Below are 13,069 nucleotides of genomic sequence, written 5' to 3' on the forward strand. Positions count from 1 at the left end.
CCCGATTCTTCCTGTCCGGGCCACAGGTTGCGAACCCGGGGGCGGAACGGGGTGTCTCGGGACATAATCACCGGCCCCGCACCTCGAGTACGGCGAACGACGCCCCTTGATTGTCCGTGACGACGGCCGCCCTTCCGTACGAGGTGTCGAAAGGGGACGCCTGAACACGTCCGCCGAGCCGGTTCACCGTACCGAGAACCGCGTCGATGTCCTCCACTCCGAAGTGGACGAGGAAGTGCGGCGGCATCTCGGCCGGGAAGACACCGGAGACCGGGGCGCGGCCGAAGTCGGGCGAGGCGTCGGGGCCGAACAGGGCTTCGTGGAACAGAGTGCCGTAGAAACGGTCGACGGTTTCCGGGTCCCGCGCGTACAGCTCGGCCCAGCAGAACGAGCCCGGCTCGTGCCGCTTGCCGAAACCGGGGTGGGTGCCCGCCTGCCACAGGCCGAAGACCCCGCCCTCGGGGTCGGTCGCGAGGGCGGTCGTACCGTAGGGGCCCAGCCGGGTGGGCGCGGTGATCACCCGCCCGCCCGCCGCCTGGATCCGGGCCGCGAGCGCGGCGGCGTCCGGAGTCGCGAAGGACACCGTCCAGACGGTCGGCATCCGGCCGTCCCGCTTGGGTGTGAGGGCGGCGACGGGCTCCCCGTGATGGCGCGCCCACACGCCCTCCGCGTGCGGCTCGAACCCCTCCCCGAAGGTCCAGCCGAACAGCTCACCGTAGAAACGCCTGCCCGCCTCCACATCGGGAAGCTGCGCGTCGACCCAGCAGGGGACGCCCTCCGGGTAGGCGTGCGTTGCGTCGGACGCCCGGGATACGGCCATGCGGCCAAGTTAACGGCCTTTCATCCACTCCGCGCGACGGCCCGGACACCCCCGGACACCTCCCAGGCCCCCCACTCGCCGCCCGCACTCCCCCACGCACCCCATTTGCAGTCGGCCGAATCGCGCTCCGATCACCCCTCGGTAAGCTGACGGCATGACAGGACAAGTGCGTACCGTCGACGGCCGCGTGGCCGGACGGCGAGGGCAGGCGACCAGGCAGAAACTGCTCGACTGCCTCAGTGAAATGCTCAGCTCGTCGCCGTACCGGGACGTCAAAGTCATCGATGTCGCCCGGAAGGCGGGCACGTCGCCGGCGACTTTCTACCAGTACTTTCCGGACGTCGAAGGCGCCGTCCTGGAGATCGCCGAGCAAATGGCCGCGGAGGGCGCCGGGTTGACCCAGCTCCTCGAAGGGCGCTCCTGGGTCGGCAAGGCCGGCTGGACGACCGCGCAGGAACTCGTGGACGGTTTCCTGGAGTTCTGGCGGAAGAACGAGGCGATTCTGCGCGTGGTCGACCTGGGCGCCGCCGAGGGCGACAAACGCTTCTACAAGATCCGCATGAAGATCCTGAACTCGGTGAACAACTCCCTCGCGGACTCCGTCTCCGAGCTCCAGTCCAAGGGCAAGGTCGACAAGGACGTGAACCCCGCGGCGATCGCCGGTTCCCTCGTCGCGATGCTCGCCGCGGTGGCCTCGCACCAGAAGGGCTTCCAGAGCTGGGGCGTCAAGCAGGCCGAACTGAAGCCGAACCTGGCGCTGTTGGTACACCTCGGGGTGACCGGGAAGAAGCCGACCAAGTAGCGCGACCGTATCTCTTGGGGCCCTTTCGGCCCACATCCTGTCATGCAGGCGGCAGTCCACCTCGTGGACTGCCGCCTGCTGCGCTATGCGCCGCGGCGCACGATGCGAAACAGCCTGATCTCCCGATCGATCCGCGCCTGGTACGTGGCGTACGGCGGCCAGAACGCCAGCACCGCCTTCCACGCCGCGGCCCGCTCCTCCCCCTCCAGCAGACGGGCCCTCACGGGGATGTCCTCGCCCTGCCGGCTGATGACGGCGTCCGGATGGGCGAGAAGGTTGGCGGTCCAGGCCGGATGATCGGTGCGCCCGAAGTTGGACCCGACGAGAATCCAGCCGCCCTCTCCCTCCGGCATACAGGCCAGTGGCGTACGCCGCTCCAGCCCGCTGCGGGCGCCCCGCACGGTCAGCACGATCCCCGGCAGCAGCTGCGCGCTGAGCAGCACCTTGCCGCGCGTCAACCGGTGCACCGCGCGGTCCATGGCAGGGACGAGGTGCGGGGCGACCCGGGCGAAGGCCCGCGTCGAGGACACCTTCTGCACACCCCGTACGACGGCTCGCGACCGGATTCCCCGCGCCATCAGACCGCCACCTCCGCCCCGTCGAAGAGCCGCGCCGCGTCGGCGGCGTACGCCCGCAGCCGGTGCACGGGCCCGAAGAGCAGTTCGTCGCCGGCCGCGCGCTTGAAGTACAGCTGGGCCTCGTGCTCCCAGGTGAAGCCGATGCCGCCGTGCAGCTGGATCGCCTCGGCGGCGGCCGTGCGCAGCGCCTCCAGGCCCTGGGCGAGCGCGAGCCCGCCGACCCGCTCGCCCCCGGCCCCCGCGGCCCAGGCGGCGTAGTACGCGGCGGACCGCGCCGCCTGCACCCGCACATACACATCCGCGAGCCGGTGCTTCACCGCCTGGAAGGACCCGATCGCCCGACCGAACTGCTCCCGCTGCCGCACGTAGGCGACGGTCCGCTCCAGCGCCCGGTCCGCGGCCCCCACGGCTTCGACGGCGAGCACGGCGGCGGCGGTGTCCCCGACGGAGGCGAGCGCGCCGAGCACGTCGGCGCCCTCCTCACCGAGCAACTCGGCCCGCACCTGACGCAGTTGCACCCGCCCCTGCGCCCGCGTCTCGTCCAACGACGTCTGCCGCATCCGTACGAGCCCCTGGGCGCCCTCCGTCACGAGGAAGATCCGCGTCCGGGCCCGGGCGAACCCCCCGGTGTGCGCGGCGACCAGCAGGAGCCCGGCGCTGTGCCCGTCGAGGACGCGTTCCACCTCTCCGTAGAGGCGCCAGCCGCCCTCCTCGTCCGGCCGGGCCTGTACGCCCCCGGCCCGGCCGCCGCCCGCCCAGTCCCCGCCGTTGTCGCCGACCAGGCCGAGCGCGGTGGGGAGCCCGGTGCCCGGTACCGCGAGGGCGGCGGTCAGCTCACCGACCGCGATCCTGGGCAGCAGCCCGGCGCGCTGGGCGTCGGTGCCGAGGGCGAGGATCAGCGGGGTCGCGAGGGCGGCCGTGGCGAGCAGCGGCGAGGGCGCGAGGACCCGCCCCGACTCCTCGCAGGCGAGGGCGAGGTCGGCGAACGAGCAGCCGACCCCGCCGTACGCCGTGGGCAGGGCGAGCCCCGGCAGCCCGAGCTGCTGCGCGAGGGTCTCCCAGAGCCCGGCGTCGTATCCGACCCCGGTGCGCACGGCCGACCGCACCTCCTCCGGACCGCAGCGCTTGAGCAGGAGCTCCCGCAGGGTGCGGCGGATCTCGTCCTGTTCGGCGGTGAAACGGGCGTCCATGGCCAGGCCCTTTCTCCCGATCTGACGGCCCGTCACATTAGCGCCGTGCGGTACGGATGCCCAGAGCCACGACGACCTCCCGCGCGCCGCCACATCTGATGTACCGTCAGATTCATGACTCCGGGGAAGCGCAAGGTCGCCGTCGTGGGTGTCTCCCTCTCGGACTGCGGTCGCGTGGACGACGCGACGCCCTACGCCCTGCACGCCCAGGCCGCCAGGCGTGCGCTGGCGGACGCGGGGATGGACCGCTCGCTGGTCGACGGGTTCGCGTCGGCGGGCCTCGGCACCCTGCCGCCGGTCGAGGTGGCCGAGTACCTGGGCCTGCGCCCCACGTGGGTCGACTCCACCGCCGTCGGCGGCTCCACCTGGGAGGTCATGGCGGCGCACGCGGCGGACGCGATCGCGGCGGGCCACGCCGAGGCCGTCCTCCTCGTCTACGGCTCGACCGCCCGCGCCGACATCAAGGCGGGCCGCCGCACCGGCGATCTCTCCTTCGGCGCCCGGGGCCCCCTCCAGTTCGAGGTCCCCTACGGCCACACGCTCATCGCCAAGTACGCGATGGCCGCGCGCCGCCACATGCACGCGTACGGCACGACACTCGAACAGCTCGCCTCGGTGGCCGTCCAGGCACGGGCGAACGCCGCGCTGAACCCGGACGCGATGTTCCGCACCCCGATCACCACCGACGACGTCCTGTCCGGCCCGATGATCGCCGACCCCTTCACCAAGCTGCACTGCTGTCTGCGCTCCGACGGCGGCGCGGCGGTGCTGCTGGCGGCCGAGGAGTACGTACGGGACTGCCGTACGGCCCCGGTGTGGATCCTCGGCACCGGCGAGCACGTCTCGCACACGACGATGTCCGAGTGGCCGGACTTCACCGTCTCCCCCGCGGCGGTGAGCGGACGTCTCGCCTTCGAGCGGGCGGGGGTGCGGCCCGACGAGATCGACGTGGCCGAGCTCTACGACGCCTTCACCTACATGACCCTCGTGACCCTGGAGGACCTGGGCTTCTGCGCGAAGGGCGAGGGCGGTCAGTTCGTGGAGAAGGGGCGCCTGACGGTGAGCGGGGAGCTGCCGGTGAACACGGACGGGGGCGGGCTTTCGGCCCAGCATCCGGGAATGCGGGGCTTGTTCCTCCTGGTGGAGACCGTACGGCAACTGCGCGGGGAGGCCGGGGAACGCCAGGTCAGGAAGACGGGCGGACGCCTTCCCGAGCTGGCGGTGGCCTCCGGGACGGGCGGGTGGTTCTGCTCGTCGGGGACGGTGGTGCTGGGACGGGGGTGAGCCGACCGCATCAACGGACGGTACGGACGAAGGCCGTCCAGTTCACACCCTCCCCCTCTTGCAAGAGGGGGATTCCACGGGGTGCTCATGGCGCGGCTTTGCCGGACCCCCGAGTGATACTCGGGGCATGGGAACGGATCTTCACGAGCTGCTCAGGTCACTGCGGGTGTGGGACGTAGAGCTGCCCTCCTTCGACCCGGCATCCGCACCCGCCGAACCACTCCCCCTGTTCACGGAGTGGTTCACGGAGGCGGTCGCGGCCGGGCAGAGCGAACCGCACACGATGTCGCTGGCGACGGCGGACGAGGACGGACTGCCCGACGTCCGGATCGTCATGCTGCACGGCGCGGACGCGGACGGCTGGGCCTTCGCGAGCCATGTCACCAGCCGCAAGGGCCGCCAGCTGGCCGCGCGCCCGTACGCGGCTCTGGGGTTCTACTGGCCCGCCCAGGGCCGTCAGATCCGGCTGCGGGGGCCGGTCGAGGTCGCCCCGGCCGAGGAGGGGCGGGCGGATCTGCACGCCCGCTCCACGGGGGCGCTGGCCGCCGCGCTCGTGGGCGGGCAGAGTGAAGTGCTCGGTTCCGTGGAGGAGTTGGGGCGGGCCTCGGACGACGCCTGGGACCGCGCTCAGCGCGAGCCCGACGCCCCGGCCCCGACGTGGACCCTCTACCGCCTCCGGCCGGAAGAGGTGGAGTTCTTCCAGGGTGACGCGAGGCGTCGGCACGTACGGCTCGTCTACCGCCGTACGGAACCTTCTTCGGAGGTCGGTGGCTGGCGCAAGGAGCTGCTCTGGCCCTGAGACGCGGGACCGCTCAGGTGGGCCTCGGCGCGTTTACGGAAGGCTGTCGCGGGGCGGCTGCGGTCGTCGCCGCGCACCGGCTCACGGGCTGCTTCACCACGCTGAGCCGTACAAGCTCAGCCGTTCACGGCCGAGAAGGTGACGAAGTCGTGGACGGCGAAGTCGGCGACGGGACGGTAACCGATGCGCTGGTAGAGGCCGTTGCTGGTGGGATTGGCGAGGTCGGTGAAGAGGAGTACCTCGTCCGCTCCGGTGGCCAGCGCGGCCCTGCTGACCTCGGTGGTGGCGGCCCCCGCGTAGCCGCGTCCGCGCAGGGGTGCCGGGGTGTAGACGGGGGCGACCCGGATCTGCCCGGCGATCAGGGGGGTCGCTCCGGCCATGGCCACCGGCGTACCGTCCGGCGTCTCCCAGAGCGTGACACCGCCGTACGCGAGTCGGCTCTCGGCCCAGCGGTCCGGGTCCTGCCGCTCGTTCCGCTCGAAGATCCCGGCGAACTCGGAGTACCAGCGCGCGACGAGCGCGTGGTCGCTCTCGCCGGCCACCCGGGCGCGGCCCGGCGGAACGGGCGTCGGCGGCGTGAGCGTACCGAGCCGGTACAGCCGTTCGCTTCTTCTGAGGTGGGCCCGCGCGCCGGTGTGGCGCTCCCAGGCTGCGGCGAACTCGGCGGCCGTGTCCACCGGACCGCCGACGCCCGGGAACGAGTACCCCTCGTCCGCGAGCCGCGCGGCCAGCACGTCGACGTCTTCCGCCGGGAGGTCGGTGAGGTTGAGCTGGTACGGCGGTGTGTGGAACAGCACGGCCGACACCCCACCGACCCCGTCGCCCGCCCCGTTTCCGTTTCCGTCGGCGTCGGCGAACCGGCCGAAGAACGGCGCCTCCTCCCCGTACACGTCCGGTCCTCGTCTGCGCAGCGCGTCGGTCACGGACAGCGCCACGGTGTGCGCCGCGGGCCGCGAGCGCAGGAAGTCCCCCGCGCTCGTGAGGAATTCGTCCAGATCGTGGGTGAACACCCAGCCACGCGCGTCACGAGTCATACCCAGCATGATCCCGCTCACGGCGTGCCCGGTGCCTCCGGTTTTCCCGGCCCGCGCACCGCGCCTGATGCCTGTCCCGACCGGCGGCCCGGCCCCTCCCGCGGGGCCGTGTAGGCCGTTCGCCTCCGCGGTGGTGCACGCGTCGACACCGTCGATGACCATCCAGGTGTACCCCTCGGCCATGAAACGCATCGGTATGTCCGGGGTACCCGAACGAAGGAACTGGACATGCGGTATCGAATCGTCGCCCTGGCCGTGGTGAGCGTGCTGGCCATGTCGGTCCCGGCGGGCGCGACTCCCCCACGGATCGCGCTCGCCGGCGCGGGGCCGAAACCCCCCGGGCCGACGCCACCCCCCGGAACGACACCTCCGCCCGGGGCGCCGAACGGCGAGTCCTGGGCATGGACCCAGCTGACCAGCGGCGGCACCCAGATCCGGTACGTGTCCACGGACACCAGCCAGACGTGTCCCGTAGTGCGCTACACCCTGGGAGGGAACCGGAATCCGCACTCCCTGCACCGGGTGAGCACTCCCACGACGTCACAGTTCCCGACCACCGTCTGTGAGCTGAGGGTGCCGCTCACGGCCTCCGACGCGGTGCTCGAGCAGACATCGATCCAGGCGGCCACGGTGCATCCGGCGAACCGTCAGCTCCCCTTGCCCAAGTGGACCTCGAACACCCGTCCCAGCAAGATCGCTGTCATCGGCGACGCGGGCTGCGAGGTCCCGACGACCGGTCCCGTGCAGAACTGCGCGAACCATCAGACCGGCTGGCCCTTCCAGCGGATCGCGGACAGCGCGGCCACCGTGACGCAGCCGGATCTCGTGATCCACACCGGTGACTACCTCTATCGGGAGGACCCCGGCAGGGAGAACGACAAGGCGGCGAATCCGGGCTGCACGACGCTCGCCGACAGAGCCAGTTGGGACTGTGTGATCGCCGACTTCTTCAGGCCCGCCGAAGCTCTGCTGGCCGCGGCGCCGATCGCGTTGACCCGGGGCAACCACGAAGACTGCAACATGCCGCATCAGGGCGGCGCGGGCGGCGCGTGGTCCCGCTACCTCGCGGACGATCTCCGCTCCAACGGATCGTGCAGCGACTACTCGGCGCCCTCGCTGATCCGTGCCGGCACCCTGACCCTGGCGAACGTGGACTCCGCGTTCGCCGACCCGACCGACAGTGGAAGCACAGCCCAGCGGAACATCTACGCCAGGCAGTTCCAAGCCGTGAACCAGGCCGCGCTCCAGACCCCCGCCAACGACTTCTTCGTGGTCACGCACAAGCCGCTGTGGATGGTGAAGGCGGCCGGCACCCCGCCCAACTCGGCGGAATGGGTGACTCGCGTCCTCGACGCGGCCGTCGTCGGCACCTCCCTGCACCGGCTGGCGGACAACGTGCGACTGGTGCTGTCGGGGCACATCCATCTCTACCAGATGCTCGATTTCAACTCCCCCCGCCCGCCCCAGCTGACCGTGGGTTCCTCGGGCGGACCACTGGACAACGGCCCGGACGACACCAAGGTCGTCGGCCAGCTGATCGGCTCACCCCCGCAGGCCGTCACACAGTCGATCACCCAGGAACAGAACCCTCCCGGAGGCGTGGGGGTCTTCGGATACGCGGTCCTCAACGACAACGGCGGGACCTGGAACCTCACCTTCCATGACACGGCCGGTGCCGTACGGGGCAAGACCTGTGCGCTGAGTGCGAGCAAGACCAACAAGTCGTTCGCCTGCCATTGAGGCAGACCGGCAGGCCAAAGAGCGGACCGACAGGTCAAGGAGTCGGGACCGGGCCTGTCGCAGGGCCGGGTTCTACCGGGGCCCGGAGCCCGTCGGCGGCAGCGTCGGCTCCGGGTCCGTCGCGATCCGTGCGTGCAGGTGGACGTCCCGGAACGCGTCGTGCCGGCCCGACTCGAACATCGCCTCCCTCAGGGTCCCCTCGTACGGGAACCCGCACCGCTCGGCGATCCGGCAGGACGCGTCGTGGCCGAGGGCGTGGCCCAGTTCGACGCGGTGCAGACGGACGGCGCCGAAGGCGTAGCGGGCGGCCAGGGCGAGGGCACGGGTGGCGACCTGCCGACCGCGGGCCTCCGGAAGGACCCAGTAGCCGACGATGCCGACGCGTATGACGTGGTTGATGTCGTTGACGCCTATGTGACCGAGGGTCGTACCGGTGGCCGCGTCCGTGACGCAGAAGGCGACGGCGGTGCCGTCTGCGACGGCCTCGGCGCGCGAGCGGAGCGAGTCACGGGCGCTGTCCAGGTCCCGGACGATCTTGACCGGGGTGTTCCAGCGCTGGAACTCCGGGTCGGACAGCCCGCGCAGCCAGGTCGCGACATCGGCCTCGGACTCCGGGTCCCAGGGGCGCAGCCGCAGACCGTGGCCGTCGAGCACGGGGAAGGGGTGGGCGAGGGACTTCTCGTGAACGTCGGGCATCCGGCCATTATTCACGGGGCCCAGAGGGGTTCAGGAAGTGGTTTTCGACACGGAGGAGGGGGATGGGACGGCGGTGGAAGGAGGCGGGACAGCGCCGGACCGCGGCCGGAACACGGGCACCCCCGCCCTGAACGTGACCTCCAGCCCCATCCCGATCCGCAGCGCGTCGCCCTCGCACTCCACCACCTCGGTCATCATCCGCGGCCCCTCCACGAGGTCGACGACCGCGGCGACGTACGGCACCCGCTCGCCGAACGGCGGGAGGTCGTTGCGGTGCACGACGGACCAGGTGTAGAGCGTGGCGTGTCCGCTCGCGGGCCGCCAGCGCACGTCCTCGCTCCAGCAGTGCGGGCAGAACTCCCGGGGGTAGTGGTGGGCCCGGTCGCAGCCCGCGCAGTGGCGGATCAGCAGCCGGCCCTCCGCCGCCGCGTCCCAGTACGGCCGGGTGAACGCATCGACTTCGGGCAGATCGAATCGCGCCCCACCCGACGCGCGCTCCCCACTCACGAGCACACCCCGGCCCCGATCGACCCGCGCCTCACGAGAAGAGCCCGATCGCGCTGTCCAGCGACCACGTCTGCCATCCCATCCCGAAGAAGGCGACGACCGAGATCAGCGCCATCATCGCGTTCTGCCCCTGCTCGGCCCAGTCGTGGATCATGAGGGTGAAGTACAGGACGTTGAGGAGCAGTCCGCCGACCAGCGCGATCGGCGTCAGGAACCCGGCCACCAGTCCCAGCCCGAGCGCCAACTCCGCGTACACGACGACGTACGCCATCGTCCGCGGCCGGGGCGCGACCACGGTGTCGAAGCCGGAGCGCACCGCGTTCCACCGGTGCTTGCCCGCGACGTCCGCCGCCCACGCGATCCCGGTCCCCCGCTCGAACCAGCCCTTCTTGTCCTTGTGCCGCCAACTCTCCAGCCACCACAGCCCGAGCCCGATCCGCAGCACGGCCAGCCACTCCGCTCCGCCGAGCCAGATCGTGTCCATGGCAGTCCACGCCCCCTTCGGTTTCTGACGGTACGTCAGTTCAGCGCACGGAGGACGCCCGCGCAAGAGGCGTACGCCACCCTCCCTTCCCGTTCACTCCCCACCGCCCCTCACCACTCCTCACCACCCTTCGAACACAACCAAGTGACCTACGCCACCAGCCCCACCCACTCCTCCTACAGCCGTGATCAGTTCGCAACCGATTCCGGGCTTGACCGAGACCTATCAAGTGACGACGTGATTACGCTCGCGCACATGGCCGACTCGACTGCTTCCTCCTCACCCCGCCCGGTGCCGTCCCACGAAGACCGCCCCGTGTACGTCATCGGCGGCGGCCCCGGGGGACTCGCGACGGCGTACGCGCTGCGCGCCCAGGGTGTACGGGCCGTCGTGCTGGAGAAGTCCGACCAGGTCGGAGCGTCCTGGCGGCGCCACTACGACCGGCTGCACCTGCACACGACCCGGCGGCTGTCCGGCCTGCCCGGCCTCGCGATGCCGCGCTCCTTCGGGCGGTGGGTCTCGCGCGACAACGTGGTGCGCTACCTGGAGAAGTACGCCGAGCACCACCAGCTGGAGATCGTCACGGGCGTCGAGGTCTCACGCGTCGAGCCCGCTCCGGGCGGCGACGGCTGGCTGCTGCACGCCACCGGCGGCCGCGAACTGACCGGCAGCGCCGTGGTCGTCGCCACCGGCCACAACCACACCCCGCGCCTGCCCGACTGGCCCGGCCGCGACACGTACACCGGCGAACTCCTGCACGCCGGCGACTACCGCAACCCCGCCCCCTACGCCGGCCGTGACGTCCTCGTCGTCGGCGTCGGCAACACGGGTGCCGAGATCGCCGTGGACCTGGTCGAGGGCGGCGCCTCCCGGGTACGGCTCGCCGTGCGCACCGCGCCGCACATCGTGCGCCGCTCCACGGCCGGCTGGGCCGCCCAGTTCACCGGGATCCTCGTACGACGGCTGCCGGTGCGCCTCGTCGACGCACTCGCCGGGCCGATGGCCAAGGTCAGCGTGCCGGACCTGGCGGCGCAGGGGCTGCCCCGCCCCGACACCGGCCTCTACTCCCGCGTCAACGAGGGCTCCATCCCCGTCCAGGACATCGGCCTCATCAACGCCGTCCGCAAGGGACGGGTCGAGGTCGTGGCCGCGGTGGAGGGCTTCGAGGAGGACAAGGTCGTCCTCGCCGACGGGAAGCGGATCGACCCGGACGTCGTGATCGCCGCGACGGGGTACGTACGCGCCCTGGAGGGCATCGTCGGCCACCTCGACGTCCTCGACGGGCGTGGCCGCCCGGTCGTGCACGGCGCCCGCACCCCGAAGAACGCACCCGGCCTCTACTTCACCGGCTTCACCAACCCCATCAGCGGCATGTTCCGCGAACTCGCCCTCGACGCGGAGAAGATCGCGAAGGCGGTCGCGAGGACCGCGCAGAAGGCGGAGAGGGCGGCTGCCAAAGCGAAGGAAAAGGCGGCGTCGAAAACGGGGGCGAAGACGGGGGCGCGCGACACGGGAGACACCCGCGCCGCGCGCTGAGCCATCGTCAGTTGACGACGAGAGCCGCCGTGTTGTTCGTGGTGTCCGGGTCGAAGGCGAAGTCGCCGAACTCTGGGTGGATGCTGACCTCACCGGTCGTGCCGGGCACCGCCGCGTCGATCCGCAGCTGGAAGGCGTACGTGCGCTCGGTGTTCTCGGACACCCAGTACGGGAGTGCGCAGTCGTAACGCGGGGCGCCCGTCCGCTTCTCGTAGTACCCACCCGTGAGGGTGTGCGGGACGCAGTCCGCGGGGACGCCGGTGACCGTCGTCCCGGTCGGGACGATCAGCCTGACCTTGGCGGCCGGGTCGCCGGAGCCGAGGTTCGCGAACCAGGCCGGGCCGTTGTTCTTGAAGGTGAGCGGGGCGGTCACCGTCTGGCCCGCCGTACCGGCGACCGCGGCGCCGGTCACCGAGAAGTCGGCGGTGTTGTCCGTGCCGATCTGCAGAGCCGCGTAGTTGTCGCGGCTCGCGAGGTCGGTCGCGCCGTCGGCCGGGTCGACACTGATGTCCAGCCGGTCGTTCAGCGCGTGCCGCGCGATCGCCAGCTGCAGCGGCGCGGGCAGCTCGAAGGAGTCGCCGGGGGCCAGCACCTGGTCGAACGTGCAGGTCGCGTGCGCCATCGGCGCGTACTCGTCACCGCCCGACCGCGTGTAGGTGCAGGCGTCGTACTTGTTCAGGAAGTCCAGCCCGTACGACGCCGTCATCTTCACCGTGACGCCGTGCGCGCTCTCGTTGCCCTTGTTGGTCAGCGCGAAGGGGATCGTCTCGGTGCCACCCGGCTGCGCGTGCTCGACGCCGGCGACGGAGGCGAGGGAGAGGTCGGGGCCCGAGGCGACCGTGAAGTCGGTCTCGAAACTGTCCTCGGGCGCGGTGAGCGTGCCGTCGGGGCCGCCGGTGGCCGTCGCCCCGTAGGTGATCCTGCCCTGCGCCCCGGCCCGCGCACCGTCGGCCGCGCGGATCCCGAGGTGGATCTGCCGGCTGTAGTCGGACCCGATCACGGGCACGTCCGGCACGCTGCACACCGCGGTCGTGCCGTTCGGCGCGCAGTTGTCCGGCCAGGTCACCTCGCCGACCCCGGCCAGTCCGGAGGCGTCGACGGTCACCTTGCCGTCGGTCACCGTGAAGTGGCCGTTGTCGTGGTAGATCCCCACGTCGAGCGTCCGGCTCTGCGGCGCGCCGCCGTCCGTGCCGAGCGGCAGGGTCTGCTCGGAGGGTGCGTCGATCCACAACTGGTCGGACTCGGTCTCGGCCAGCGCGGGGGCGGCGGTGAGCCCCACGGTGACGAGTCCGGCCGCGAGCGTCGTACAGGCTCCGAGCCGCAGCGCGCGGCCGAGGGAGACAGGTCTCATGACATCCCCAAGAGTGCGAAGAAAAGTGAGGAAAAGGACAGAAGCGGTGGCTGACCGGCGCGAGCCGACAGGGCCATGTCATAGACGATCAGCGGGAGTTGATGGTTGTGCGGCGCCCCCACGGGTTCCGGCCCCTCGCGCGGCGGGTACGAACCAGGTCCCCGGCGCACAACGTCCCCACGACGTCCCGCACAACGCTCCACACAACGTCCCGCACGACGTTCCGCACGACCGGCCGCGCGGCATCC

The 13,069-nt window shown here is 71.5% G+C and carries 13 protein-coding genes; 5 read left to right on the top strand and 8 right to left on the bottom strand.

Going from position 1 to position 13,069, the window contains the following annotated elements:
- Positions 1 to 67 precede the first annotated feature (67 nt).
- A complete protein-coding gene (gene kbpA, locus ACZ7M3_RS27855; protein ID WP_472066556.1) occupies positions 68 to 820 on the bottom strand; it encodes an AfsK-binding protein KbpA in 753 nt (250 codons plus the stop codon).
- A gap of 154 nt (positions 821 to 974) precedes the next feature.
- Between kbpA and ACZ7M3_RS27860 the strand changes: the two genes are divergently transcribed.
- A complete protein-coding gene (locus ACZ7M3_RS27860) occupies positions 975 to 1,622 on the top strand; it encodes a TetR family transcriptional regulator (RefSeq protein ID WP_472066558.1) in 648 nt (215 codons plus the stop codon).
- A gap of 83 nt (positions 1,623 to 1,705) precedes the next feature.
- Here the strand turns inward: ACZ7M3_RS27860 and ACZ7M3_RS27865 are convergent, their stop codons facing one another.
- The gene (locus ACZ7M3_RS27865) at positions 1,706 to 2,200 is read right to left on the bottom strand and encodes a nitroreductase family deazaflavin-dependent oxidoreductase (protein ID WP_472066560.1); all 495 of its coding nucleotides are present in this window, start codon (positions 2,198 to 2,200) and stop codon (positions 1,706 to 1,708) included.
- Positions 2,200 to 3,390 (bottom strand): acyl-CoA dehydrogenase family protein, encoded by a 1,191-nt coding sequence (locus ACZ7M3_RS27870; RefSeq protein WP_472066562.1) that lies wholly within the window; start codon positions 3,388 to 3,390, stop codon positions 2,200 to 2,202. The genes ACZ7M3_RS27865 and ACZ7M3_RS27870 overlap by 1 nt, the downstream gene beginning before the upstream one ends.
- A 114-nt stretch (positions 3,391 to 3,504) precedes the next feature.
- On the opposite strand from ACZ7M3_RS27870, the gene ACZ7M3_RS27875 reads away from it, so the two are divergent.
- Together ACZ7M3_RS27875 and ACZ7M3_RS27880 are read left to right on the top strand one after the other, a co-directional pair.
- Positions 3,505 to 4,674, top strand: coding sequence for a thiolase C-terminal domain-containing protein (locus ACZ7M3_RS27875; RefSeq protein ID WP_472066564.1), 1,170 nt, complete (start codon positions 3,505 to 3,507; stop codon positions 4,672 to 4,674).
- A 127-nt stretch (positions 4,675 to 4,801) separates the two neighbouring features.
- A complete protein-coding gene (locus ACZ7M3_RS27880) occupies positions 4,802 to 5,473 on the top strand; it encodes a pyridoxine/pyridoxamine 5'-phosphate oxidase (protein WP_472066566.1) in 672 nt (223 codons plus the stop codon).
- Positions 5,474 to 5,589: 116 nt separating this feature from the next.
- Here ACZ7M3_RS27880 and ACZ7M3_RS27885 read toward each other — a convergent pair whose 3' ends face one another.
- Entirely contained in the window at positions 5,590 to 6,507 is a 918-nt protein-coding gene (locus ACZ7M3_RS27885) for a GNAT family N-acetyltransferase (protein ID WP_472066568.1), read from the bottom strand.
- Positions 6,508 to 6,735: 228 nt separating this feature from the next.
- Between ACZ7M3_RS27885 and ACZ7M3_RS27890 the strand changes: the two genes are divergently transcribed.
- The gene (locus ACZ7M3_RS27890) at positions 6,736 to 8,247 is read left to right on the top strand and encodes a metallophosphoesterase family protein (protein ID WP_472066570.1); all 1,512 of its coding nucleotides are present in this window, start codon (positions 6,736 to 6,738) and stop codon (positions 8,245 to 8,247) included.
- Positions 8,248 to 8,319: 72 nt separating this feature from the next.
- Here the strand turns inward: ACZ7M3_RS27890 and ACZ7M3_RS27895 are convergent, their stop codons facing one another.
- Genes ACZ7M3_RS27895 through ACZ7M3_RS27905 form a run of 3 tightly spaced genes read right to left on the bottom strand, consistent with a single transcriptional unit; the run spans position 8,320 to position 9,934 of the window.
- The gene (locus ACZ7M3_RS27895; protein ID WP_472066572.1) at positions 8,320 to 8,943 is read right to left on the bottom strand and encodes a GNAT family N-acetyltransferase; all 624 of its coding nucleotides are present in this window, start codon (positions 8,941 to 8,943) and stop codon (positions 8,320 to 8,322) included.
- A gap of 30 nt (positions 8,944 to 8,973) precedes the next feature.
- Positions 8,974 to 9,450 (bottom strand): Zn-ribbon domain-containing OB-fold protein, encoded by a 477-nt coding sequence (locus tag ACZ7M3_RS27900; RefSeq protein ID WP_472066574.1) that lies wholly within the window; start codon positions 9,448 to 9,450, stop codon positions 8,974 to 8,976.
- A 31-nt stretch (positions 9,451 to 9,481) separates the two neighbouring features.
- Positions 9,482 to 9,934: a DoxX family protein gene (locus ACZ7M3_RS27905; protein ID WP_095854049.1), complete on the bottom strand. Its 453-nt coding sequence runs from the start codon at positions 9,932 to 9,934 to the stop codon at positions 9,482 to 9,484.
- A 255-nt stretch (positions 9,935 to 10,189) separates the two neighbouring features.
- Here ACZ7M3_RS27905 and ACZ7M3_RS27910 point away from each other — a divergent pair, with 255 nt between their 5' ends.
- The gene (locus ACZ7M3_RS27910) at positions 10,190 to 11,470 is read left to right on the top strand and encodes a flavin-containing monooxygenase (RefSeq protein ID WP_472066576.1); all 1,281 of its coding nucleotides are present in this window, start codon (positions 10,190 to 10,192) and stop codon (positions 11,468 to 11,470) included.
- Between the two features lie 7 nt (positions 11,471 to 11,477).
- Here ACZ7M3_RS27910 and ACZ7M3_RS27915 read toward each other — a convergent pair whose 3' ends face one another.
- The gene (locus ACZ7M3_RS27915; RefSeq protein WP_472066578.1) at positions 11,478 to 12,821 is read right to left on the bottom strand and encodes a COG1361 family protein; all 1,344 of its coding nucleotides are present in this window, start codon (positions 12,819 to 12,821) and stop codon (positions 11,478 to 11,480) included.
- Between the last annotated feature and the right edge of the window lie 248 nt (positions 12,822 to 13,069).

This window comes from Streptomyces sp. NPDC111656 (genome assembly GCF_055656965.1).